This window comes from Mycobacterium tilburgii (genome assembly GCF_902168065.1).
GTDB lineage: Bacteria > Actinomycetota > Actinomycetes > Mycobacteriales > Mycobacteriaceae > Mycobacterium > Mycobacterium tilburgii.
This window is the reverse complement of the sequence record NZ_LR655732.1, coordinates 1-24,090: the sequence shown is the minus strand read 5'-3', so window position 1 is coordinate 24,090 and position 24,090 is coordinate 1. Positions and strand designations below refer to the sequence as shown.

The window sequence follows — 24,090 nt, the reverse complement described above, 5'->3', positions numbered from 1 at the left end:
CGCCGTGGGCGCCGCCCGGCGTGGTGCCTGCCGCCGAGGGACAGGACCCCACGCCGTTCACCGGCACGGCGCCATTCGGGACGCCGACCTTCGTGCCGAAGACCGGCTCGATGGTCGGGGTCGGGCAGCCGATCATCATCAACTTCCCGGGCCGGGTGGATGACGCCGGCGCCGCCCAGGCCGCCGTGCACGTGTCGTCCATCCCGCCGGTCCCCGGCAAGTTCTACTGGATGACACCGACGCAGTTGCGATGGCGCCCGCTGAACTTCTGGCCCGCCAACACCGTGGTGAACATTGACGCCGGCGGCACCAAATCCAGCTTCCGCACGGGCGACCAACTGATCGCGACGGCCGACGACGCCACGCATCGGCTCATGGTCACCCGTAATGGCGTGGTAGAGAAGACCATCCCGATGTCGATGGGCATGACCGCCGGTAACCACCAAACTCCCAACGGCACCTACTACGTGCAGGAGAAGATGCCGTCGGTGGTGATGGACTCCTCGACCTACGGTGTCCCGGTCAACTCCACGTACGGCTACAAGGTGAGGGTCACCGACGCCGTCCGGTTCGACAACGTTGGTGACTTCGTACACAGCGCCCCGTGGTCGGTGGATGATCAGGGCAAGCGCGACGTCAGCCACGGTTGCATCAACATCAGCCCCAGTAACGCACGGTGGTTTTTCGACAACTTTGGTCCGGGCGACCCCATCATCGTGAAGAACTCGAGCGGCGGTTCCTACAAGAAGAACGACGGCTCCAGCGACTGGATCACCAACTAGACGGGCGTTATGCCGTCGGCGAGCCGACGTGGTTCGTCACCACGACATGGTCGTCGGCGGCAGGAGCGGGTATCTCGGTCCGGTCGGCAGACCGCGCAACCGAACCCTGATTCGATTCGACAGCTTGGTTATTCGCGCGCAGGATCGCGGGCCGGCTCATGTCGACCGACAGGCTAAAGATGTCGGCACGGTTGTAGGTGCCGACGATGTCGTGCGCCTGCTTGGCGATGACCTCGGTATGCAGGTCGACCTCGTGCGTGCAGGATTCCCTCCGGCTGGGTCAGCGATCCCGCAACGACCTGGCCGTTCGGCCCTATCACCATCGCGGCGGGGGCGTTGCGGTCAACGCTTTTTCGATGCGGGAGTCGCCGCGGGCAACCTCGCGTATGGCGGTCTCGTCTAGCGCCGTCGCGGCGACCACGACGAACACCTTGCCCTCGAACGCGTGGCTGGCGCTGCGTAGCCGGATCAGCTTGGCGAGGTCGTAGTCGAAATTCGCCGAGCGTCAGTCGAAGGGCCACGCCAGCGGTAGGTCGCGATGTGCAGTCGCTCGCCCTGCGCGGGCAGCGTGAACCGCGCCAGCTTGTTGGTGTTCTCGCCACAGATCAGCGCACCCAGCCGCCACCCGCCGAGCTCGACCGGGCCGCAGGTCGTGTGCGTCTCCGTGCGACCACGTCAGGCGCTCGTAGTAGGCCACCAGCTTGCGACGATGGTTCACCAGCCGGCTGCTCGGTCGAACACCAGGTTCGAGTTCCACAGTTGCCCAAGGCTGTTCGGGTTGCGTTCGTTGATACCCACCGACAACGTCACGCCGTGGCTGCGGGCAATCCTCCCGAGCCGCTCGGTGTGGGGGCCGGGGACGACAACGGACTGGGCCACCAGCCGCCCGTGCCATTCGTGTTGATCGATCGGGGCAACACCGCCGTCCAGATCGGGAAACCAGCCAGAAACGCCTCACCGAACACCACCAGCTGCGCGCCGTCCCGGGCGGCCGTCGCCACCAGGTCCTCCAGCTTGTCCAGGCTGGCCTCCAGGTTGAGAAAGACGGGTGCCGCGTTAACTGCGGCGACAGCCACCTTCGGAAGGGCGAGTGATGACATGGCATGGCCCTTTCTCGAGACTGTTCTGATTCATCGACACTGTCTGCGACTTCGGGTCGATCTGCGAATCCCACTCTATCCGCGCGTGATTCGCTGTCAAAAGAATTGTGGGTCTACGGATTCCGGATCGATTGTCGACATTTTTCGACAACCATCACCAGGCAAACGTTGTTGCGAGGCACCAAGCGTGTAATAGGTAAAAGCTTTCACCGGGAAGTTTCCGTTGGTACGGCGCCGTTTATAGTGATGCACAACACTATTCGATGCTGCGTTTATTTTCCACGTATCTATAACGTCTCAACACGTCGTCGATTCTCGACATCCCTACTCTTCGCTGAATTCGGAGATTCACGTGGCACAGCCCACAACGGGTGATGCACCGCAATCCGGCGCCGGCGCTTCTGGTACATCGCTATTCGCTATTCCAGCCCAATAATGGCCATTCAGTGAATAATTAGACAACAGTAGGACTTGGCGTTGACACCGCGGTGCGAACCACACCGAGTGTCGACGACTTAGTGCGGATGCAGTCCGACCCGGCGTTACAGGATCTGCGACACCGGCTGCGCCGATTCTTCTTTCCGATGTCTGCTTCTTACTTGTCTGGTACCTTATCTACATGCTGCTGGCCACCTACGCGCATGCGTTTATGTCTACCAAGGTGATTGGTGATGTCAATCTCGGTGTGGTGCTTGGCTTTGGCCAATTCATGAGCACCTTAGTGATAACCGCCTGCTACGTGAAGTTTGCCAACAGGACACTCGATCGGCGGGCCGCAAAGATCCGCGCCGAACTCGAAGGTGCCGACGCGTGACGACGACCCTTGCTACCGCCGCTGTCAACGTCGGAACCCACTGTTCAACATCTCGGTCTTCGCGGTGTTCGTCGCCGGGTCGATGGCCCTGGCGATCCGCGCCGGTCGAACGACCAAGCGAGCCACCGATTTCTACACCGTAGGTGGTGAATTCTCTAAAGCACAAAACGGATTCGCGATCGCCGGTGATTACCTGTCGGCCGCATCCTTCCTCGGCTTGTCCGGCGCCATCGCGATCTACTGGTACGACGGGTTTCTCTATTCGATCGGCTTTCTGGTCGCGTGGCTGTTGGCACTGCTGCTCGTCGCGGAACTGCTGCGCAACACCGGACGATTCACGATGGCCGACGTGTTGAGCTTCCGGCTCAAGCAGCGTCCCGTCCTGATGGCCGCGGCCCTGTCGACACTCATGGTCTCGCTGTTCTACCTACTCGCTCAGATGGCCGGCGCCGGTGGTCGCGCTGCTGCTCGACGTCCGGAGGAAGACCGGCCAGTCGGTCGTGGTCGTGTTGGTGGGCGTGCTGATGATAGCCTACGTGCTGATCGGCGGGATGAAGGGCACACCACCTACGTCCAGATGGTGAAGGCCGTGCTGCTGGTCACCGGGGCGGCGATCATATTCCTGCTGGTCGTGATCGCGGTCCGCGGCAATTTCTCCCAGCTGCTCGCCAATGCCCAAGCGGTGGTCGATCATTTGACCAACGAGGCGGTCGCGACATCCTGGAACCGGGCGCCAAGTATGGCGCGACGTACATCACCAAGCTGGACTTCCTGTCGCTGGGCGTCTGGCTGGTGCTGGACCGCCGGCCTGCCGCACGTGCTGATGCGCTTCTACACGGTGCCCACCGCCCAGGAGGCCCGCCGCTCCGGTCACCTGGGCGATCAGTTTGATAGGCGTGTTCTATCTGTTCTCGTTGGCCATCGGTTACGGCGCGGCCTGGCTGGTCGGGCCGGACACGATCCTCGCCACCGCCGGCAAAGAGAACTCCGCCGCGCCGCTGCTCGCCTTCAAGCTCGGCGGAACGCTGTTTTTGGGCGTGATCACCGCCGTCGCCTTTCGCGACGATCCTGGCAGTGGTGGCCGTCCTGGCCGCGGTCACCTCGTTCGCTGCCAACCCTGCTGTATTCGTTGTTCTGGAAGAAGTTCAACACCGTCGGCGCCCTGTTCAGTATCTACGGCGGACTGCTCAGTTGTCTGGTGCTGATCATCTTCTCGCCGGCCGTCTCCGGCAATCGCTCGGCGATGTTCCCGCACGCCCACTTCGCCTGGTTCCCGCTGGCGAACGCGGGCATCGTCAGCATCCCGCTGGCTTTCCTGCTCGGTATCGTCGGAACCTACGTCGGCCGCGGCATGCCGGAAGACCCGGCCAAACAAGCCGAGATGGAGGTGCGCTACCTCACCGGCGTCGGCGGTGGAAAAGGCGCTCGTCCATTGATCCGGGAGCAAGCCAGAACCTGTGGGACGGACCCGCCGTATAAGCCGAACTCGTTGAGGCCGGACTGGAACCGAAAGTGGCTCGGTTCTAACTGTCCGCACTGAACATGGATTCGGCCACCATCGCCCAACTTGCCGAGGCGTCGCGGATCAGCCGCACCAACACCTACGACATCGCCAAGCGCCTGGTCCAGCGTGGCTTGATCACGCTGATCGAAGGCGGCAGACATCGCAACGATCCAAACGCTAGCGGACGCCCCAAAACCATTGTGCGAGCTGAGGACCCGCAACGTTTGCTGGACGAATGGAGTCATCGTCGCCGGGTGCTGGAATCGGTGGTACCTCAGCTGCGGGCGTTCCACGCCAAAGCCGGTGCGGCGCCCCGGTGCGCTATCTCGAGGGTGCGAGTGGCATCAGGACGGCGCTGTTCGAGACGCTGGACTGGCACTCGCCGTTGCGCGGTGTGCTGTCGATGCGCGACCTGCTGAACGTGCCGGACGTCGAGGCGATGGAGGAGTACATCGCCGGGCGCCGCCAACGCCAACTGTGGCTGCACGTGCTGAGGTCACCGGAGAAGGATCTGCCGGGTGGGTGGCCCAGCAGCATCGACGACTATCGCCATACCCGATATATGCCTGCGAAATACGTCTTCACCATGCCCACGATAATCGGCGACGTGTCGGCGGCGATGATCTCGTCCCGGCGCGAGAACTTCGCGCTGTTGGTGGAGAGCCTCGAGTATGTCGAGATGCAGCGTAACCTGCACGAAGTGTTGTGGGCGGTGGCGGCCAGGAACCGGACAGCAGTCTCGCACTCCGCGCGGGTCGGCCTATCACTACTTACCGGATGGGAGAACCCAATTGCTGTGCGAGGCAGTAGATTACGCCGGCAAGCACGTCGGCGCCGTCATCGCTAAGGCGGACAGCGGTCTGGAACTGTTGGGCGCCCCGATCGACAAGTACAGCCGCCAACTCCTCGACACCGACTTCTGCGCGGGTTGCCCGGTCGTGGCGGTCTCCGTCGAATCCGGATCCGGCCGAAGACCGCACGCTGGCGCGCATCCGCGGTGACAAGAACCATCCCGCATCGCAGGGCTACACCTGCAACAAGGTGCGGCGGCTGGACCACTACCAGAACAACCGCGCCCGGCTGACCTCCCTGATGCGCCACCGTGCCGACGGCAGCTACCAAGAGATCGTTTGGTAAACCGCGATTGTCGATATCGCCGAGGGATTCAAACACATTCGGGACACCTACGGCGGCGATAAGATCTTCTACTACGGCGTCTGAGGGCAGGGCAACCATCTCGGTGGGGCGTACGGCGGAGCCTTCCTGAAGGTCCTGGGCTCAAAGTAGGTCAAATGCGTTGGCGTAGGAAAAGACCGGCGAAGCCTGGGTCGACGCGCAGCTGTACGGCGGCCACACCCGGGCGAGTTCGAGCACGCCGAAGTGTCGGTGTTTTCATCGGGAAGAACCCGTGGATGTCGCAGAGTTTCCCGCGGGCCAGGGTGGTGCTCAACGAGATCGCCAAGGACCCGAAGCGATCGATGATCGTCATCGATCCCGTGCTGACCGATACCGCGAAGATGTCCGACTTCCACCTGTGGGTGCGGCCGGGCACCGACGCGTGGTTCCTGGCGGCTATGGCGGCCGTGCTGGTGCAGGAAAACCTGTGCGACGAAGCATTTCTTGTCGAACACGTGCACGGCGCCGAAGCGGTGCAAGATGCGCTTCGCGATGTCCGGTGCGCGACTACGCGCTGTACTGCAGAGTGGACGAGGAGCTGCTGTGGTCCGCGGACCGGCGCATCGGCACCGTCGGCAGTGTCGCGGTGTTCGAGGACCTCGGCGTGCAGCAGGCACCCAACAGCACGCCGTTCTCCTACTTGAACAAGTTGCTCAGGATCTTCTCCGGCAACTTCGCGAAAAGGTGGCCAGCACCTGCATTCGTCCGTGGCTCCATTGTTCAGCACGGTGTCCGGGCGCACCCCGGCCACCTGCGCCCATCATCGCCGGCCTGGTGCCGTCCAACGTGGCGCCCGAGGAGATCTTCACCGACCACCCGAACCGGTTCCGGGCGATGATCGTCGAAAGCGCGAATCCCGCCCATTCGGTCGCGGACTCGGCGGCATGCGCAGCGGCGTTCCGGTCGCTGGGAGCTGATGGTGGTCTTCGACGTCGCGATGATCGAGACCGCCCGGCTGGCGCACTACGTGCTGCCCCTGCGGCGTCCCAGGACGAGAAGGTCGAGGCGACCTTCTTCAATTTCGAGTTCCCGCACAACGGTTCTCACTTGCGCCGGCCGCTGCTCGACCCGCTGCTCGAGCCGGAGATCTGGGCCCGGCTGGTGCGGGCGCTCGGCGTCATCGACGACGCAGAGCTGCGACCGCTGCAGGAGGCCGCCGCGCGGGATCGAGCGGAGTATGCCGAGGCGTCCCCCAACACGGTGTCGGCGAATCCGACCATGGCTCGCGCCTGGTTCCGTATGTGCTTTATGAAACGCTGGGGCCGACGCTGCTCGACGGGCTGGGCGGCGCCGTGGCGGTATGGGGGCTCGTCCAGGAAGTCGCGATGATCTACCCCGATGCGGTACGGCGGGCCGGCCATGCCGACTGCAACGCCCTGTTCGAAGCCATCCTGAACAGCCCGTCGGGAGTCACCTTCACCGCACACTTACGAGGGTGATTTCGTGCTGATTAGCCACGCCTACCACAAGATCGCACTCGAAGTCCCGGAACTGCTAGCTGATCTGGATGCGCTGGCCGACGGGCCGCACGAATTGACTACCGCCGAATTCCCGATCGTGCTCTCGGTCGGCGAACGGCGCGCCTACACCGCCAACGACATCTTCCGCGATCCGTCCTGGCGCAAGCGTGACACGGACGGGGCGCTCCGTGTCAGCGTCGAGGATGCCCAGCATTTCGGGCTCACCGACGGCGGCCGGGCGCGCATCACCACCGCCGCCGGGAGCGCCGAGGCGACCATCGAGATCGCCGAGACGATGCTGCCCGGACATGCCGCCCTGCCCAACGGATTTGGGCTCGACTACGTTGACGGTGACGGGCAGAACCTCGTGCCGGGCGTCGCATCGAACATGCTGACCTCCTCCGGAGGGCGCGACTCCTACGCCGGCACGCCGTGGCAAAAGCACGTGCCGGTGCGCATCGAAGCGCTGGTGGTGGTTCAGTTCCAGATCCTGACGCGGCGCTGCGGCTCCAGGAACAACGCGTCGTCCTCGGCCACCTCGAAGGCGTCGTAGAAGGCGTCGATGTTGCGTACCACGCCGTTGCAGCGGAATTCCGGCGGCGAGTGCGGGTCCACGGCAAGGCGCCGGATGGCTTCGGCCGCACGTGATTTAGTGCGCCAGACCTGGGCCCACCCGTAGAACACGCGTTGCACGCCGCTGAGGCCGTCGATGACCGGTGCGGGTTCGCCGTGCAGCGACAGCTGGTAGGCCAGCAGGGCGATCGACAGACCGCCTAGGTCGCCGATGTTCTCGCCGACGGTGAACGCACCGTTCACGTGGTGACCGCCGTCCAGGTCCCGCGGGAGGTAGGCCTCGTACTGTTCGATGAGCGCCTTGGTGCGGGCACCGAACTCGCGGCGGTCGTCTTCGGTCCACCAGTCGACCAGGTTGCCGTCGCCGTCATACTTGGCGCCCTGGTCGTCGAACCCATGGCCGATCTCGTGCCCGATCACTGCGCCGATGCCGCCGTAGTTGGCGGCATCGTCGGCCTGAGGGTCAAAGAACGGCGGCTGCAAAATCGCTGCGGGGAAGACGATCTCGTTCATCCCGGGGTTGTAGTACGCGTTGACTGTCTGCGGCGTCATGAACCATTCGTCGCGGTCCACCGGCTGACCGAGCTTGGCCAGTTCGCGGTCGTGGTTGACCGCGTGTCCGCGCCGGTAGTTGCCGTACAGGTCGTCGCTGTGGATCACCAGCGCGGCGTAGTCACGCCATTTCGCCGGGTAGCCGACCTTGGCGGTGAACTTGCGCAGCTTGATCAGGGCGCGTTCCCGGGTCTGCGGCGTCATCCAGTCCAGGTTGTTGATGCTGATCCGGTAGGCTTCCCGCAGGTTAGCCACCAGTTCGTCGATGCGGGCCTTGGCGTCCGGCGGGAAATACCGTTGCACATATAGCTTTCCGACGGCGTCGCCCATCAGGTTCTCGACCAGTGAGACGCCGCGCTTCCAGCGGTCCCGGATCTGTTCGGTTCCGGTCAACAGTTTGCCGTAGAAGTCGAAGTCGGCCGCCACCATTGCGTCGGTCAACCACGCGGCGCGGGCTCGGATCAGCCGCCAGCGCGCCCAGCGCTTCCAATCCTCGAGGTCTTCGCTATCCCACAGCGCGCCGAAGGCAGTGAGGTAATCAGGCTGGTGCACAACAACTTCCGAAACGGCATCGACAGTGCCGCCCAGCGCGTCGACCCAGCCGGTCCAGTCGAAGCCGGCGCCTTCGGCCTGCAGCTCGGCGAAGGTGCGCAGGTTGTAACTCAGGTCGGCGTCGCGGCCCTTGACCACATCCCAATGCGCGGCGGCCAGTTTCGTCTCCAGCGCCACGATGCGGGCCGCGGTGTCGGCGTGGTCCGCCGCGGCGCCGCCGTACACCAGGCCGAATGTACGCGCGATGTGCTCCGGATACGCCGCCAGGATCTGGGCGTGCTGCTGATCGCGGTAGTAAGACTCGTCGGGCAACCCCAGGCCGGACTGGTTGACGTGCACCAGGTACCGGGCCGAGTTCTTGGCGTCGGTATCCACGTAGACGGCGACGCCGCCACCCACCCCGGTGCGCTGCAACGTGCCAACGACGGCGGCCAGCGCCGCCGAATCGGCGGCGTCGTCGATGCGGGCCAATTCTTCATGCAGCGGTTGCAGGCCGCGGCGCTCGACGGCGGCTTCATCGAGGAAGCTGGCGTACAGGTCGCCGATGCGTTGCTCGTCGGTGCCCGGCGCACCGCTGCGCTGGCTCGCCTCGACGATCAGGTCGCGCACCCGCTCCTCGGCTTGGTCATAGAGGGTGCGGAAGGCGCCGTCGGTGGCCCGGTCCGGGGGGATCTCGTAGTCGGCCAACCAGCGACCGTTCACGTGACCGAACAGGTCGTCTTGGGGACGGGCATTCTCGTCGAGGTAGCTCAGGTCAAGACCCGAGCGGTTAGCCGCATATGTCACCCCGCCATCTTTACCATCTCCCGCGTGGCGCCCGCCCGCTGCGCAGCAACCGGCCTGGCCCGGGGGTACCCTCGCGCCCATGCCTGAGGGCGACAAGACCCAGTCAGCAACCGACGACGACGTCGACGAGGCGGAGGCCGGCGAGGCCGCGACCGAGGCCGAAGGCCCCGGCGAGCCGTGGTTCTCGCCGTACGGCATCGCCTCGACGGTGCTGGCCGTGCTGTGCGTCGCAGCGGTCGTGCTGATCGTGATGATCTGGTCCGGCCACCGCGACGAGGTGGCAGAACGCGGCTACCTCAGCCGTGTCATGCAGACCGCCGCCGACTGGACCGGCGTGCTGATCAACATGAACAGCACCAACGTCGACGCCAGCCTGCAGCGGCTGCACGAGGGCACGGTCGGCGAGCTCAACACTGACTTCGATGCCACGGTGCAGCCCTACCGTCAGGTGGTCGAGAAGTTGCAGTCGCAAAGCAGCGGACGGATCGAAGCGGTGGCGGTGGAGACGGTGCACCACGACCTGGACACCCGACCCGGGGTGTCGCGGCCGCTCGTCACCACGAAATTGCCGCCGTTGGCCACACGGACCGATTCGGTGATGGTGGTGGCGACGTCGGTCAGCGAGAACGTCGGCAGCAAGCCGCAGACCGTGCACTGGAGCCTGCGCCTTGACGTTTCCAGCGTCGACGGCAAGCTGCTGATCTCGCACCTGGAATCGATCCGATGAGAAACCTCTGGCGGCTGCTGGCCTTCGACGTTCTGGCCCCACTGGGCGCGATCGGCGCGCTGCTGATGATCGGGGTGATCCTCGACTGGCCGCGCTGGTGGGTGGCGGCCTGCTCGGTGCTGCTGGTGCTGATCGCCCAGGAGGTGGCGGTCAACTTCTGGCTGCTGCGCCGCGATTCGGTGGCCGTCGGCACCGACGACGATGCGCCGGGGCTGCGCCTGGCCGTGGTGTCGTTGTGCACCGTCGCGCTCGTGGCCGCTGTGCTGACCGGATACATCCACTGGACCCGCGCGGGCCGCGAGTTCAGGAACGATTCGCGTGCGGCGGTCCAGGCGGCCACCGGGATGGCCGAGGCGATGGCGTCGTTCTCGTCCGCGGCGCCGACGAGTTCGATCGACCGGGCCGCGGCGATGATGGTGCCGGAGCGGGCCGACGCGTTCAAGGAGCAATACCAGAAGTCCAGCGCCGATCTGGCCCAGCGCCACGTCACGGCAGAGGCTTCGACGCTGGCGGCCGGGGTCGAGGCGATCGGTCCCACGGCGGCCAGCGTGGCGGTCATCCTGCGGGTCACCCAGAACGTGCCGGGTAAGCCACCCAGCCGCGCGGCGCCCGCGCTTCGGGTGACGCTGGCCAAACGCGGCAACGACTGGCTGGTGTCGGACGTGCTGCCGATCAACGCTCGGTGACGGGCACCTCAATCGACTCAATCGGGCTCAATCTGCCGAGTCGAACTCGGATTCCGGCGACTCGGTTTGACCTTGGCGAACCGGTCCGACAGCCGCCGTATCCGGATCATCAGCGAGGCCGACGGGCTGACGCTGCCGTCGAGGTAGGTCGCCAGTTCCTCGGGTGCCGCCCCGATGCGGGCCGCGAATTCCTGTTCGGCCAGCCCGGACCGCTCGATCAACAGCCGCACGTGGCGGGCCACCTCCGCGCGTTCGTTGGCCTCCAGGTGGGTGCGGGCGCGCTCGAGCACTTCCCACAGCGCTTTGGAGACGCCGTACGGGCGGGTGCCCTCGAGGACCTCTTCCACCTGACGGGCGGTGCGGCCGAACGGATCCCGCTTGAGCGCGGCGGCGATCCGCTTCCAGGTGTCGATGTCGCCGCCTTGCAGCGCCGAACGGATCGCCGCGGTCGGCCAGACCTCGACCGGCTGACCGAGGTCTGGGGAGCGAGGTTCCGTCGCGGGCTGCTGGGGTGGCGGAACCCGGCCTCGGTCGGCTGCCAACGTCACCTCGCCTCCTCCCAGCATTGCAACGGCCACGGCCAGACAACGCCGACGGACCTCATCCCAGTCTGCCTTGGCATCCGGTTCCGAGGGGTCGTCAGACAGATCAGCCGGATGCGGATCGGCGAGCTGGCGCACCAACTTCGACGCTATCCCCTGCCGGCTGGGCGGCTCCGAACGGTAGTATCGGTCCATACCCCCCAGCGTCACCGCGGCCGTCTCCGGTTCCACACTGTTTACTATGTCCGCAAATTCGGCGTAATCGCGGCTGCTGTTACGGCACATGATCAGGTAGCCCTTCAGGCGCAGCGTCTCGGCGCCGGTGGGGACCTGAAGTCGGTCGCCGGTGGGCAACTGCACATTCGTGGTTTCGACCGGGCAGAGCCGGGCGTACTCTGGCCCGTCGTTGCCGCCGGCGGTGGTTTGCAGCGCATCCAGGGCGACCGACAGCCGCCCCCGCCAGAGCGTCACGGGGTGAACGGGCCGGTCACCCCACGGCATCGACCGGCCGAGGGCGTTGCGCGCCGCCAGGCCGTCGACCAGTTTCTTAGCGCTCGACGAGCCGCGGTGCTGCCCGTTGCTGCCGTTTTTCGGCGCGTCGGCGCCCACCGCGACGCTGCCGGCGGTACGTCCGCAGCCGGTGAAGGCCAGCGGATCGGAGACGCAGATGGCGTCGGGAGCCAGATGCTTGAGCTTGGCGGCCGACTTGACCGCCATCCGCACGTCGGCGCTGGGCGCGGTGAGTGCGGAGATGTCGTCGGGGATGACTACGACGTCGCTGAGGTCGACCTCGGGCAGCGGGCGGTCGAAGTCCACCGACGGCAGCAGCTGCGCGAGCCAGCGGGGCAGCCACCAGTTCCATTGGTCGAACATCGCCATCAACGCCGGCACCAGCACCAGCCGCACGATGGTGGCGTCGACGGCGATCGCGACCGTGCACGCCACCCCGATCTCGGCGACCAGCGGCATTCCGGCGAATGCGAAGCCGATAAACACCGCGATCATGATCAGCGCGGCGCTGGTGACCGTGCGCGCGCTGGTGCTCACCCCGTAGGCGACGGCATCCCGGGTGTTGCCGGTGTGCAGGAAGCGTTCCCGGATACGGGTGAGCAGAAAGATCTCGTAGTCCATCGATAAGCCGAATGTCATCGCCAGGACCAGCGGCGGGACGGTGCTGTCGATCGACGTGATCTGGGCGAAGCCGAGGTCCTTAAACCAGCCCCACTGGAACACCATCACCAGGCTGCCGTAGGCCGCGGCGACCGACAGCAGCGTCATCAGAACGCCCTTGAACGCTAGGAACACCGAGTAGATGGAGAGCAGCAGCATCGCGAACGCGATGACCGCGACGAATAGCAACACCCACGGCTCGGTCTTGGACACCTGGTCGTCGAAGTCCTTGATCAGCGCCGTCGAGCCGCCGACGTCGATGTGTGCGGTGTCCTCGGCGGGCACCTTGGGCAGCTGGGTGCGCATCCAGTCGACGGTGTGCCGGGCGCCCAGGTCCTCCGGGTCAACCGACAAGACCCCAGACAGCAGGGCGCTGCTGTTGTCGTCGGCGAACTGCACAGGCCCCACCGACGCGATGTTGGGGGCCTGGGTCATGCGCTGCCGAATGGCGGCCAGCGTCTGGCTGTTTTCCAGCGCCGCGGCGGGGCTGTCGGAGAAGGTCACCAGCACCTGCACCGGGCCGAGCGCGCCGGGGCCGAGTGCTTGCGACGCTCCGGCCACGCCGGCGCGGATCTCGTGCGAGGAGTCGAACTGGCGCAGCAGGCTGTTGCCCAGCACCATCGATGTCGCGGGCGCCGCTATGGCGAGCAGCACCGTCGCCGCCAGCAGCGACGAGATCCACGGCCGGCGCATCACCGCCCCGACCCAGCGGTTCCAGAAGCAGGACTGCGTGCTTTCCGGCCTGCGCGACCAGTGCAGCAGCGCCGAACGTTTGGCTGCCGCCCGCCCGAAGGTATCCAGCACCGCGGGTGTCAGGGTGGTGGAGGTGAGCATCGCGACCGCGACGGCGAGAATCGCGCCGGTCGCCATCGACTTCAGCGCCGGCGTATTGATCAGGTAGATGCCGGTGAGCGACGCGACGACAGTCAGCCCGGACAACACCACCGCCAACCCGGAGGTGGCCATCGCGGCGTCCACCGCGTCGCGGTGTTCGCGGCCGGCACGCAGTTCCTCGCGGAACCGCGTCAGGATGAACAACGAATAGTCCACGGCGAGCGCGATGCCGAACATCGACACCGTCGAGGTCACGAACACCGACATGGTGAGGTACGCCGACAAGAAATAGACCAGGCCCATCGTCACCACGACCGTGCAGACGCCCAGGGCCAGCGGTATCGCGGCGGCGGCCAGCGAGCCGAACACCGCGAGCAAGACGATCAGGATGATCGGCAGGTTCCATCGTTCGGCCGCGGCGATGTCGTGTTTGGTGTTCGCCGCCGCGGCCGCGGACAACGCGCCCTGTCCAATCACGTAGAAGCGCACCCGGCCGTCCGCGGTCTGGCCCGGCTGATCGCCCTTGACACCGACCTGCTGCCGTAGCCGCTTGGCGATGTCGCTGGTACCCGAGTTGCGGGCGTCGAGTCGCAGCGACAGCACGTACGGCCGGCCGGGTTGCGGCGGGCGCTGCGTGGGGTTGGTCTTCTCCGTGACACCCGGGAATTGGCTGGCGATCTGGCGCAGCTGCGCCACCGCGTTGTTCATGTCCTCATAGCTGGCATCGGGCCGCGGGGCGGCGACCAGAGCCAACGACGACGCGCCCTGGTCGTGATACTGCGCCTCGAGCTGATCATGGACTTTCAGCGATTGCGACCCGGCTACCTCGAAGCCGCCGCCGGTCAGGTTTCCGGACTGTGCCAGGGCAAAGTAGATCGCGGGGACTAATGCGAGCAACCAGCCTGCGAACACCAACCAGCGGTATCTGCGCAGGCTGCGGCTAAGGCGCATCATGGACTGCTGGATTTCAGGCTCCCTGAGTATCTCGCTTACGCGTGGTGGCGACGATACCGCAGCTGGCCTGTGCATCAGTAGGGCTTAGCGAATTCGTGAGCTGGGCAGACGGGTCTGTAGCCAACCCGCAGCCAAGTCGTTGCCAACCGGTGCCCTAGGGGGATCCCGGTCACATCCGGTAGTCAGGTCTCCGCGTGGATGGCAGGATGTCGCTGGGCCGCGCGGGGGGCAGGGGAGCCCCGCAATCCGATGGCCATTCATTGCAGCAGTTTGCCGGGTGCCGCGAGAACGACGGCGTCGGCAAACCGTGAGGAGTTTTCAGCATGGGGATACGAATTTTCGCTGGGCGGCGCGGGCTTGTCGCGGGTTTGTATTGTCGCGGCGGTGCCCGCCGCGGCCGTCGCGCTGCTGGCCGAGCCACCGGCGTCCGACGCCAACGACCCGTGCGCGGTCAGGGAAGTCGCCCGGACGATCGGGTCGGTCTCCAAGTCGATGGGTGACTACCTGGATTCGCATCCCGAGACCAAACCAGTCGATAACTACGATGCTGCAGTAGGCCGGCCCGCAGTCGGTCACCGGGCTCAAGACCTATTTCGCGGGCAACCGGAAGGCGGCCACCGATATGGCGTCGATCGCGCAGCCGCTGACCAACCTGTAGATGCAGTGCAAGCTGCCGATCAGCATCCCGCAGGTCATGGGCATGATGCAGCAGGCGCAGGGCACTGCCGGCCTTGCCCGCCTCGCCGGGCCGCGGGGCTGGGGACCCCGCTGGGTGTGACGGCACAGGCGCCGTCGGCGGGCGGCACGCTGCCGGGCCCGTCGCGACAGAACAACGTCGGCTGAACGCCCCGCCGAGTGTGCGGCCTAGGGACGATTTAGGGGCTGTCCCCGTACCTAGGGGCCCACACTCGACGCATCCTGGCCCGCCGCGCCCCGCGGCTCGGGCGGCGGTAACGGCCCCTGCAGCGCGGCCCCGCCAAGATCCCCATTGAGGGCCCCGTTCCAGCGCCGCAGCTGCAGCTCGATCGGGGGGAGCGGGTCGTCGTCGGAGTCGTCCGAACTCTCGGTGCGGAACATGAAAAAGAATACCACCCAGCCGACGGCGGACATGAGCAGCCAGCTGATCAGCCGGTAGAGCAGCATGGCTGAGATCGCATTGGGCAACGACATCCCGCTGGACACCAGGCCGGGCACCAGCACGGCCTCGACGACCAGCAGGCCGCCCGGCATCAACGGGACCGTGCCGACGGCCCGCGCGGCCGCATAGGCGACCGTCAACCCGGCGACCGAGGCGTGATCGCCGGCCGCATACGCGGCGAAGGCCAGACAGGCCACGTCGGCGACCCAGTTGAACATCGACCAGCTGAACGCCACCGCCATCTCGCGCCGGCCCAGGCTCACCGACTCGAGCTGCATCAGGATCTCGCGCCACTTCGCCAGCCCGGTGTCGGCGGCCTTGCCGCGCAGCGAATTGAACCACGACAGCACGCGGGTGCCGATGCCCTCGATCAGCTCCGGCCGCGACGCCACCGCCTGGGACAGCAACAGCAGCGCGACGAATCCACCGAGGGTGAACAGCAGCGAGAAGGGGTTGTTCTTGGCGCCCAGAAAGAAGGCGCCACCCAACCCCAGCAGCCCCAAGCCCACCGTCTGCAGCACGCCTGACATCACCAGCTGCCAGGACGCCACCACCGTGGAGGCACCCCAAATGCGTTGCTGCCGAAGCAAAAACGTCGCCGACAGCACCGGACCGCCGGGCAGCGTAGTGCTCAGCGAGTTGGCGGCGTAGAAGGCCGCCTCCGAGCGCAGCTGTTTGACGTGGACCCCGGCGGACTTCAGCAGCGTGCGCTGGATCTGGGCGAAGCTGTGCATCGACGCCGCCGCGGCCAGCACCGTCGCGAACAACCACCACCAATTGGCCTGGAACAGGCTCGTCCAGGCCTTGGCCAACTGATCCCAGCTCAGCGCGATCTCGACGGCCAACACGATCGCTACCAGCCCGAGCACCACCCACCGCGCCCACCAGTATTTGCCGCGCGACATCTCGCCCGGGGGCGCGTCACAGTCGGAAGAGAACGCACCACCGCCCGGGAGGTTGCGGCTGGCTGCGCGGTGCGGCATGTATTTTAGGGTAACCGCGCAGGTGGTGAGGCCCTCAAGGCGCAACTCCGTGCGTGTCGCCGTGTAACCGGATCGTGTTGACCCGGCCGGCGCACCGCGTGCGCCACGTAGGCTGACCGGATGCTGGCGAACCCAGATGACGCATCGGTCGAACCCCTTGTCCGCAAGACCGCAGCCTGGGCTTGGCGTTTGCTGGTGATCCTGGTCGCGGCCGTCGCCTTCATGTGGGTGGTGGCGAAACTTGAAATCATCGTCGTCCCGGTGCTGCTGGCCCTGATGCTGAGCGCGCTGCTGGTACCCCCTGTGGACTGGCTGGATCGGCGCGCCTTCCCGCGCGGTGGCGCGGTCGCCCTGGTGCTGCTGGGTGGCTTCGCACTGCTGGGCGGCATCCTCACCTTCGTCGTCACCCAGTTCGTTGTCGGTTTGCCCGACCTGACCGAGCAGGTGAGTCGCAGCATCGACTCCACCCGGCGGTGGCTGATCGAGGGGCCGGCGCATCTGCGCAGCGAACAGATCACCAACGCGGGAAACGCCGCGATTCAGGCGCTGCACAACAACCAGTCGAAACTGACTAGCGGGGCGCTATCGACCGCGGCCACCATCACCGAACTGCTCACCGCCGCGGTGCTAGTGCTGTTCACGCTGATCTTCTTCCTGTACGGCGGCCGCAACATCTTCGCGTACGTGACTAAGATGTTCCCGGCCGGCGTGCGGGACCGGATCGTCGAGGCGGGCCGCGCCGGGTACAGCTCGCTGATCGGCTATGTTCGGGCCACCTTCCTGGTGGCGCTCACCGACGCCGCCGGCGTCGGCGCCGGGTTGGCAGTTATGGGGGTGCCACTTGCCTTGCCGCTGGCCTCGCTGGTGTTCCTCGGTGCGTTTATCCCTCTGATCGGTGCGCTGATCTCGGGGTTGGTGGCGGTGGTGGTTGCGCTGCTGGCCAAGGGTATCGTCTATGCGCTGCTCACGCTGGGTTTGCTGATCGTGATCAACCAGATCGAGTCGCACCTGCTGCAGCCGCTGGTGATGGGCCGCGCGGTGTCGATTCACCCGCTCGGGGTGGTGCTGGCGATCTCCACCGGCGGTGTGCTCGCTGGGATCGTCGGCGCTTTGCTCGCCGTCCCGACGGTGGCGTTCTTCAACAATGCGATCCGGGTTCTGCTCGCCAAGGATCCGGAGGACGAAGCTGAACAGCTCGCCGAGAACGACGGGACCATGGTCGCGGCCCAGCCGGATGAGCCGACGCAAACCGCCGAGGACTCGGCGGGCCTATAGCCGTCCTTCGCGGCGCAGCAGGTCCTGGGCGGACACCCCGCCACCCGCGCGGCGCCCCGTACGCGCCGTGTCGCCGTTATCGCCCTGCCCGCGCGCCTGCATCTTCTCGGTCGCCGCGTCGGTGTCGCCGCCTTCGGACCGCATGACCGGAAGCGCGGTGGTGGGTTCGGCCGGGCTGCTCTTGGGTTCGTGGTTCCCCGGGACCGGGATCGCGCGGGTCTGACCGGCCGGCGGCGGCGCCGGTGCCGCCGGTGGCCGGTCAGCGGCCTCGGTGTTGCCGGGAGCCGCGAAGCGTGTCGTCTTGGCTTCCGTCGGTTGGATCGGCCGGAGAGCGGGCCGAGCTTCCGGCTGAGCCGACGGGCTCGGACGGATCGCCCGCGACGGCTCCGGCGGCGGGCTCGGACGGGTCGGGTCGTGCGGCGCACGTGGTTTCGCCGCGACCAGGCTGGCCGCGACCGGCGGCCGCACCGGCCGGCCGTTGACACCGCTGCGCTTCAGCTCGTCGGGCAGGTCGATTTCTCCCAGCCCCAGCTTGTTCTGCAGCCGCCGCGCCCAGCGGGGAGCCCACCAGCAGTCGTCACCGAGCAGCTTCATCACCGACGGCACCAGGAACATCCGCACCACGGTCGCGTCCAGGAGCAGCGCCGCCATCAGGCCGAACGCCAGATACTTCATCAACACAAGGTCGGAGAACACGAACGACCCGGCCACCACCGCCAGCACCAGGGCGGCGGCCGTGATCAATCGCCCGGTGGTGGCGGTACCGATCCGGATGGCCTCCGCGGTCGACATACCGCGCTCGCGGGCCTCGACCATTCGGGAGACCAGGAACACCTCGTAGTCGGTGGCCAATCCGAAGCCCACCGCCACGACCAGGGCGATCAGCACCACCATCAGCGGTGTCGGTGTGAAGTTCAACCACTTCGAGAAATGCCCGTCGACGAAGATCCAGGTCAAGATGCCCATCGTCGAACCCAGCGTCAACGCGCTCATCACCGCGGCCTTGATAGGCAACACCACCGACCCGAACGCCAGGAACATCAACAACATGGTCGCGCTGAGCAACAACACCAGCATCAGCGGTGCCTTGTCGAACAAGCTATGAATGCTGTCCTGCTCCAGCGCGGGGGTACCGCCGACGAGCAGGGTCAGTCCCTTCGGCGGGCTAATCGCCCGCAGCTCGGCGATCTTCTTCGCCGCGTCGTTCTTGTTGACCAGGCCGTTCTGGATCACTCGGACCGAATCGTCTTTGGGCTTCGTCGTGCCGTCCGGCCCCGCTACGCAGGGATTACCGGCGATCGTCGGGCACGGCCGCTCCTCCCACGTCTTATCGGTGAACCCGGTGATCCCCGAGATCCGGTTGCGGATGTCGGCGACCTGCTGATCGGTGACCTTGCTGTGGTTGTTGCTCTCGATCACCATGGTCAACTGCTCGGTCCGATACCCCGGGAACCGCTTGTCGAAGTGCTCCTGCGCCAGGCGTACCGCGTTGTCGGGCGGCAGGTACTTCTCGCTCATGCCGCCGAAGGACAGGTTGCCCAGCGGGATGACCAGCAGGATCATCCCGACGGCGATCGGGATCGCGAAGGCCAGCGGCCGCTTCATCACCCAATTGACCAGCTTGCCCCAGAAACCGGCCTCCACCTCTTCACGGGTCTTGGTCTTCTGCAGCCGGTCCGCCAGCCAATTGAGAAAGGCCCGCGAATACTTCCAGTTCCGCAAAAACGGCACCCGGAACGCGGTGCGCACACCCAGCGCGTCGACGTGGCGGCCCAGGATGCCCAGGCAGGCCGGCAGCAGGGTGATCGACAGCAGCGCCGCAAGCCCCACCGCCGCGAAGATCGCATAGGTTAGCGAGTGCACGAAGCCCTGCGGCAACACCAGCAGGCTGGCACTGGACGCAATGATCAAGACCGCCGAGAATACGATGGTGCGCCCGGCCGTCATAACGGTGCGCCGCACGGCGGCCTCGGTGTCGTAGCCTTCGGCGATCTCTTCCCGGAATCGGCTGACCACGAACAGCCCGTAGTCTATCGCGATGCCCAACCCGATCAGTGAGACCACCGGCTGGGCGAAGAAGTGCACAGGGCCGAACATGGCCACCAACCGCAGAATGCCCAACGCGCCGGCGATGCTGAGGCCGCCGACGATTACGGGCAGGCCGGCAGCCACCGCGCCGCCGAACACCAGGAACAGCACGACGGTGACCAGCGGCAGCGCCAACACCTCCATACGGCGTTGGTCGGTGGCGATGGTCCCGGACAGCGCGTTGGCGATCGGCTCCAGACCGGCCAGCTCCACCTTGCCGCCGTCGAGCTTCTGCAGGGCAGGCGCGAGGGCCTTGTAATTGTTGAGGATGGTGTCGTCGTCGTCGCCCTTGAGCGGGATGCTGACGAAGGTCTGCTTGCGGTCCTCGCTGACCATCCCCTTGATCAGCGGGTTGGTGCTGTCGGGCGCCGCCAGCCAGCCGGCCCAGCCCACGATCTGGTCGGGGTGGTCGGTCTTGAGCTTGTTCAGTTCGCCGACGACCTGGTCGCGCCAAGCCTGGTAGTCGACCGTCTTTCCGTTGGGGGCGGGCAGGGTGGCCACAATGTGGCTGGTTCGGTCGCGGCCGTAGGTCTGGTCGCCCAGGATCGAAGCCTTGACGGACTGGCTGCCGTCGTCATAGAAACCACTCTGCGTGACATGCTTACCCAGGCTCATGCCGAAGATGCCGCCGCCAAGACACAGAGCCACCATGACCCCGATCACGATGTACCGGTAGCGGTACACGGTTCGACCCCACCAGGCGAACACGTAAGCTCCTTACTGGATCACTAACAGCGACCCGCGCAGCATCTTTCGGTTTTTAAAGCCAGTGTCACATGCGTGGTCAATAGCGCGGACAGCGGCCGGAACGGCTGCAGCCACGCTCCCTGCTCGGGCAGCGAATCAGGCCGATCCGCGGCAATGGTTCTCGGAAGACGCCTTACGCTGTCCTCCAGGTCAACGGAGTCCAAGGTATCCAACGCTAGTGCCCAACTCGCGTGTTCGCGAAATCCGATCACTTGGACGGGCGTGCTGCCACGGACTCCGGTGCGTGCGATTTCTTCCGGCGGTTGACGGAACGCCTGCCCGTCGGCGGAGGCCACCACCAGGGCCGCGAGACCTTCTTGACGGCGCAGCTCGATGTGCTCAAGCATGTCACGGTCGACGTCGTTGTCCTCGTCGATCTTCGGTTTAGCGAAGACGGCGAAGCCCATGTTACGCAACGTGTCCACCCACGGTAGAACGACGTCGGCGCTGCCCGGGTCGATGTTGGTGAACACGGTGGCCTCGGGCTTGACGACCATGCCCGGACGGCTGGCGCTGACCTCCGCGGTACGTGCCAGCAACCAGCGGCCCAGCGCATCGAACCGCGGTCGCTCCAGCGCGGTGGGGCGGCGGCTCAGGTTTGACCCCAGGCCCATGTCGAGGTTGGGGGCATCCCAATACCCGCAGCACGCGCAGCGGCGGCGTATCGAAATTAACCACGTCGTCGACGGGCGGCGCCGCCGGCGACGACGTCGTCTCTTCTGCGAAGCTCATACTCATCGTCTTTTCCAAATGAATTCTGAGATAGAGCTACCCACTTCTCGGGCTTTCATCTCATACTTGGTCGTGGGACGGGCAATCGAGATGGGCAGCCCGCTGCCGAGCTCGACGCGGCACAGCCACGGTTCCGCGCCGACGACCTCGGCCATGTGCTCGGCATAGCCCGGGTGGTCCGTCGCGGCGTGCAGGATGCCGCCCGGGACCAGCCGGTCGGCGATCAGCTGCGCCGTGTCCGGCTGCAGGAAGCGGCGTTTGTGGTGGCGCGCCTTCGGCCACGGGTCGGGGAAATACAGCCGGACGCCGGTCAGCGAGGCCGGCGCGATCAGATGCTGCAGGACGTCGACGCCATTGCCGCGGATCAACCGGATGTTGCGCACCTGCGCGCGGTCGATGGCGCACAGCAGCTGGGCCAGGCCCCATTTGTAGACCTCCACCGCGATGACATCGATGTCGGGTTCGACCTGTGCCATCGCCAGCGTCGACGTGCCGCTGCCGCAGCCGATCTCGAGCACCAGCGGTGCCTGCCGTCCGAACCAGGCCGCGGTGTCCAGCGGGGCGAAGCCGCGCGGGATGTCGGACAGGCCCAGGGTCGGCCACAACCGATCCCAGGTCTCCCGCTGGGCGTCGGACAGGTTGGAACGCCGCGAGCGGAAGCTCGTGGCGGGCAGGTAACCGTGTCCCGGGGCGCCCGAATCGGACTGCTCCGGTGTGATGGCGGCATCAGTGTCCAGGCCGGATTCCACCCCCACCGGTGCATTGGGAACGGGTCCCGACGCCGGGTTGCGCACGCATTTGTCCATCGTGGCCTATGAACCCCCGATGTAGCCGCCCCTGGTCCAGATTGATACCCAATAGTTGCCTTCAACTTGTAACAGATAAACAGTGGCTCACAACGAGATGACGCAAGTGCCACTATTCGGTGGGGTCCGTGGGTGTCCGGCAAAAGCCCGGAACCGACGACGACCCGGCTGTGCGGCGAAAGCAACACCTGGCGCGAGGCCTGCCGATCGGATCGAGTAGACAAGACATGAAGGTGTGGGGGAATCAACTTTTCGTCGACGAATTGGCACGGTTTGCCGCCGGATGTGCCGACCCGCGGGTGACCGCGATCGCCGCTAGGGCCGCCGCGCCGCTGCGGGTGAGGGTGGCCCCCGGCCGGAAGCGGACCTCGGCACCGTAGCGCGCGCCCTGACGCACGCCGGGGGCTCGAAGATCATGGTGCTGCCATTGCCGGCTCACGCCGACCTGGCCGCCGACGTGGTGGTCCATGTCCTGGCTGAGGTGGTCAAACCCGAGGACGCCGATGCCATCTTTGCCGCGGGGCGGCCGGTGGTGGCGGTGTTGAACAAGGCCGATCTGGTCGGGCTTTCGAGCAGCTCCTCGGGCAGTTTTGAAGGGCCGTTCGCTGCCGCCCGGACTTGCTGCTCCCGTCTTGCCGGGCTCGCCGGTGTCCCAGCCCAACCGATGATCGCGTTGCTGGCCGTCACCGCTTCCGTGCCGGCCGACGTGCGGGTTCGCTTGCTGGACAGGTTGGACATGTTCGGCACGGCGCTGAGCGTCGCGGCCGTGCGGCGGGGGTCACATACCGGCCCAGATCCGATCGCTGTTGCGCCGGGTCAGCAGCGTGGACGCGGTCGTTGCCGCGCTGTGGGCCAGCGCGGCCGTTCGTCGAATCGGCGGAACTGCAGCCCGGCGAGGCGCCGAGGGCGGTGGTGTTCGTCGTGTCCGCCGCGGCCCAGCTCACCGACTCAGATTGCACGCTGCTCGACGCCGCCGAGCACACCGACGTCGTGATACCCGTGGTGTCTAAGATTGACGTGTACCGCGCCTAGGACCGATGTGCTCAGCGCCAACCGCCACGCCCTGGCCGCACACGCGCCGCGATACGCCGAGATGCCGTGGGTCGGGGGGCCGCCGCGCCCGAGCTGGGTGCCCCGCAGGTCGGCGAGCTGGTCGATACCGTCGCCGCGCAACTCGGCGCCACCGACGTCGAGCGACGAAACCGCCTGCGGTCCTGGGAATCCCGGCTGCAAACGATCGCGCGACGGTTCGACCGCGACGCCGACGGTGCCGGGCGGCGAGCCCGCGTCGACGCGCTGAAAGAGCAGCGCAGCACCGCGCTGCGGGAACGGTGACAATCGAAATCCGCGCGGACCATCACGCTGCGCAGCCAGATCCTGCAGGCCAAGGTGCGACTGTCGTACTTCGCGCTCAACCGCTGCTCGGCGTTGCGCGGGGAACTGCAGGAGGTGGCCGCCCGGGCTGCCGCGGCGGAACATGAACGAGTTCGAGGCGCACGCACGGGCCCGGGCCGCCGAGGTTTCCGACCACGCCACCGCGCACCTCGTCGACGTCGCCGGTGAGTTGGACCTTGCCGATGGAGCTGCCTTCCGCACCGCTGCCGACGGTGAACGTGGCGCCCCCGCCGCTGAAATCGCGGCGTCAGGAGACCTGGCTGATGCTGCTGTTGGGCGCCGGTTTCGGGGGTGGGTGTCGCGCTGACACTGGGCCGGCTGGTGGCCGGCGTGGCACGGCGGCGGCTCAACCCGGCCGTGGAGATCGCGGGCGGCGTCGCCTGCGTGGCCGTCACGTTCCTGTGGTCAACCTGCGCGCCCTGCTGCATGATCGCGCGTTGGACCGGTGGGCGCGCGACCTGACGTCTTTGCTGCGGTCGGTGGTGGAGGAGCTGGTGGCCACCCGCGTGCTGACCGCCGAGTCGCTGCTGAGCACCGAGCTGCTCGCCCGCGAGGAGATCGAGAACTCTCAGGTGGTCGAACAGGTCGGCGTGATCGACACCGAGCTGCGCGAGCACGCCATCGCGGCGTCCGCGGGCCGCGGCGCATACGACGGCGATTCCTGACCGTCCAACGGCTTCTGAATCGTTGTTGTGAGAAGGCTTATACCCGCCC

The 24,090-nt window shown here is 66.4% G+C and carries 19 protein-coding genes and 5 pseudogenes; 14 read left to right on the top strand and 10 right to left on the bottom strand.

The annotated features are described in order from the left end of the window. Positions 1-782: L,D-transpeptidase (locus FQ389_RS14700; RefSeq protein WP_144208937.1), on the top strand; the 782-nt coding region annotated here is incomplete at its 5' end. A gap of 714 nt (positions 783-1,496) precedes the next feature. On the opposite strand, the gene FQ389_RS21665 is transcribed toward FQ389_RS14700, so the two are convergent. After that, entirely contained in the window at positions 1,497-1,661 is a 165-nt protein-coding gene (locus tag FQ389_RS21665) for a hypothetical protein (protein WP_327021937.1), read from the bottom strand. Next, on the bottom strand, positions 1,589-1,858 hold the full coding sequence (locus FQ389_RS20505; protein ID WP_260860800.1) for a nitrilase-related carbon-nitrogen hydrolase: 270 nt from the start codon (positions 1,856-1,858) through the stop codon (positions 1,589-1,591). The genes FQ389_RS21665 and FQ389_RS20505 overlap by 73 nt, the downstream gene beginning before the upstream one ends. Before the next feature lie 548 nt (positions 1,859-2,406). On the opposite strand from FQ389_RS20505, the pseudogene FQ389_RS14690 reads away from it, so the two are divergent. From FQ389_RS14690 to FQ389_RS14675, 5 genes and pseudogenes are all read left to right on the top strand, one after another. Further along, positions 2,407-2,696: pseudogene (locus tag FQ389_RS14690) on the top strand (DUF485 domain-containing protein). After that, on the top strand, positions 2,683-4,236 hold the full coding sequence (locus tag FQ389_RS14685; protein ID WP_260860799.1) for a solute symporter family protein: 1,554 nt from the start codon (positions 2,683-2,685) through the stop codon (positions 4,234-4,236). The pseudogene FQ389_RS14690 and the gene FQ389_RS14685 overlap by 14 nt, the downstream one beginning before the upstream one ends. A 2-nt stretch (positions 4,237-4,238) precedes the next feature. Then, on the top strand, positions 4,239-4,619 hold the full coding sequence (locus tag FQ389_RS22705; protein WP_407662902.1) for a hypothetical protein: 381 nt from the start codon (positions 4,239-4,241) through the stop codon (positions 4,617-4,619). Between the two features lie 312 nt (positions 4,620-4,931). Further along, a pseudogene (locus FQ389_RS20500) lies at positions 4,932-5,162 on the top strand (TetR/AcrR family transcriptional regulator); the annotation flags it as partial. A 7-nt stretch (positions 5,163-5,169) separates the two neighbouring features. Beyond that, positions 5,170-7,389, top strand: a pseudogene (locus tag FQ389_RS14675) (molybdopterin-dependent oxidoreductase); the annotation flags it as partial. Here FQ389_RS14675 and FQ389_RS14670 read toward each other — a convergent pair. Further along, positions 7,314-9,299: a M13 family metallopeptidase gene (locus tag FQ389_RS14670; RefSeq protein ID WP_260860798.1), complete on the bottom strand. Its 1,986-nt coding sequence runs from the start codon at positions 9,297-9,299 to the stop codon at positions 7,314-7,316. The pseudogene FQ389_RS14675 and the gene FQ389_RS14670 overlap by 76 nt on opposite strands. 79 nt (positions 9,300-9,378) lie before the next feature. On the opposite strand from FQ389_RS14670, the gene FQ389_RS14665 reads away from it, so the two are divergent. Both FQ389_RS14665 and FQ389_RS14660 read left to right on the top strand, forming a co-directional pair. Next, a complete protein-coding gene (locus FQ389_RS14665) occupies positions 9,379-10,026 on the top strand; it encodes a hypothetical protein (RefSeq protein WP_144208929.1) in 648 nt (215 codons plus the stop codon). Continuing rightward, positions 10,023-10,712, top strand: a complete 690-nt coding sequence (locus FQ389_RS14660; protein ID WP_144208926.1) for a hypothetical protein — start codon at positions 10,023-10,025, stop codon at positions 10,710-10,712. The genes FQ389_RS14665 and FQ389_RS14660 overlap by 4 nt, the downstream gene beginning before the upstream one ends. Before the next feature lie 560 nt (positions 10,713-11,272). On the opposite strand, the pseudogene FQ389_RS14655 reads toward FQ389_RS14660, so the two are convergent. Together FQ389_RS14655 and FQ389_RS20495 are read right to left on the bottom strand one after the other, a co-directional pair. Continuing rightward, a pseudogene (locus tag FQ389_RS14655) lies at positions 11,273-14,212 on the bottom strand (MMPL family transporter); the annotation flags it as partial. 257 nt (positions 14,213-14,469) lie between these two features. Continuing rightward, positions 14,470-14,700 (bottom strand): hypothetical protein, encoded by a 231-nt coding sequence (locus tag FQ389_RS20495; RefSeq protein WP_260860797.1) that lies wholly within the window; start codon positions 14,698-14,700, stop codon positions 14,470-14,472. Between FQ389_RS20495 and FQ389_RS21370 the strand changes: the two genes are divergently transcribed. Next, on the top strand, positions 14,597-15,055 hold the full coding sequence (locus FQ389_RS21370) for a heme-binding protein (RefSeq protein WP_313901988.1): 459 nt from the start codon (positions 14,597-14,599) through the stop codon (positions 15,053-15,055). The genes FQ389_RS20495 and FQ389_RS21370 overlap by 104 nt on opposite strands. A 51-nt stretch (positions 15,056-15,106) precedes the next feature. Here the strand turns inward: FQ389_RS21370 and FQ389_RS14645 are convergent, their stop codons facing one another. Continuing rightward, positions 15,107-16,333, bottom strand: a complete 1,227-nt coding sequence (locus FQ389_RS14645; protein WP_144208923.1) for a lysylphosphatidylglycerol synthase transmembrane domain-containing protein — start codon at positions 16,331-16,333, stop codon at positions 15,107-15,109. Between the two features lie 120 nt (positions 16,334-16,453). Between FQ389_RS14645 and FQ389_RS14640 the strand changes: the two genes are divergently transcribed. Beyond that, complete coding sequence (locus FQ389_RS14640) at positions 16,454-17,608, top strand: AI-2E family transporter (protein WP_144208920.1); 1,155 nt, start codon at positions 16,454-16,456, stop codon at positions 17,606-17,608. Here the strand turns inward: FQ389_RS14640 and FQ389_RS14635 are convergent. From FQ389_RS14635 to FQ389_RS14620, 4 genes and pseudogenes are all read right to left on the bottom strand, one after another. Then, positions 17,603-20,404 (bottom strand): MMPL family transporter, encoded by a 2,802-nt coding sequence (locus FQ389_RS14635; RefSeq protein ID WP_144208917.1) that lies wholly within the window; start codon positions 20,402-20,404, stop codon positions 17,603-17,605. The genes FQ389_RS14640 and FQ389_RS14635 overlap by 6 nt on opposite strands. Before the next feature lie 20 nt (positions 20,405-20,424). Beyond that, a pseudogene (locus FQ389_RS14630) lies at positions 20,425-21,181 on the bottom strand (NYN domain-containing protein). Next, entirely contained in the window at positions 21,178-21,981 is an 804-nt protein-coding gene (trmB, locus tag FQ389_RS14625; protein WP_144208914.1) for a tRNA (guanosine(46)-N7)-methyltransferase TrmB, read from the bottom strand. The pseudogene FQ389_RS14630 and the gene trmB overlap by 4 nt, the downstream one beginning before the upstream one ends. 244 nt (positions 21,982-22,225) lie before the next feature. After that, entirely contained in the window at positions 22,226-22,642 is a 417-nt protein-coding gene (locus FQ389_RS14620; RefSeq protein WP_144208911.1) for a hypothetical protein, read from the bottom strand. A gap of 176 nt (positions 22,643-22,818) precedes the next feature. Between FQ389_RS14620 and FQ389_RS22700 the strand changes: the two genes are divergently transcribed. The 4 genes from FQ389_RS22700 to FQ389_RS22685 all read left to right on the top strand — a co-directional run bounded on the left by FQ389_RS22700 (position 22,819) and on the right by FQ389_RS22685 (position 24,041). Beyond that, positions 22,819-23,013 carry a hypothetical protein gene (locus tag FQ389_RS22700; RefSeq protein WP_144208908.1) on the top strand — a complete coding sequence of 65 codons (195 nt, stop codon included), beginning with the start codon at positions 22,819-22,821 and terminating at the stop codon, positions 23,011-23,013. Between the two features lie 66 nt (positions 23,014-23,079). Continuing rightward, a complete protein-coding gene (locus FQ389_RS22695) occupies positions 23,080-23,316 on the top strand; it encodes a hypothetical protein (RefSeq protein WP_144208905.1) in 237 nt (78 codons plus the stop codon). A gap of 142 nt (positions 23,317-23,458) precedes the next feature. Continuing rightward, a complete protein-coding gene (locus FQ389_RS22690; protein WP_186296453.1) occupies positions 23,459-23,683 on the top strand; it encodes a hypothetical protein in 225 nt (74 codons plus the stop codon). Between the two features lie 94 nt (positions 23,684-23,777). Next, positions 23,778-24,041, top strand: a complete 264-nt coding sequence (locus tag FQ389_RS22685; RefSeq protein ID WP_186296452.1) for a hypothetical protein — start codon at positions 23,778-23,780, stop codon at positions 24,039-24,041. Positions 24,042-24,090: the final 49 nt, after the last annotated feature.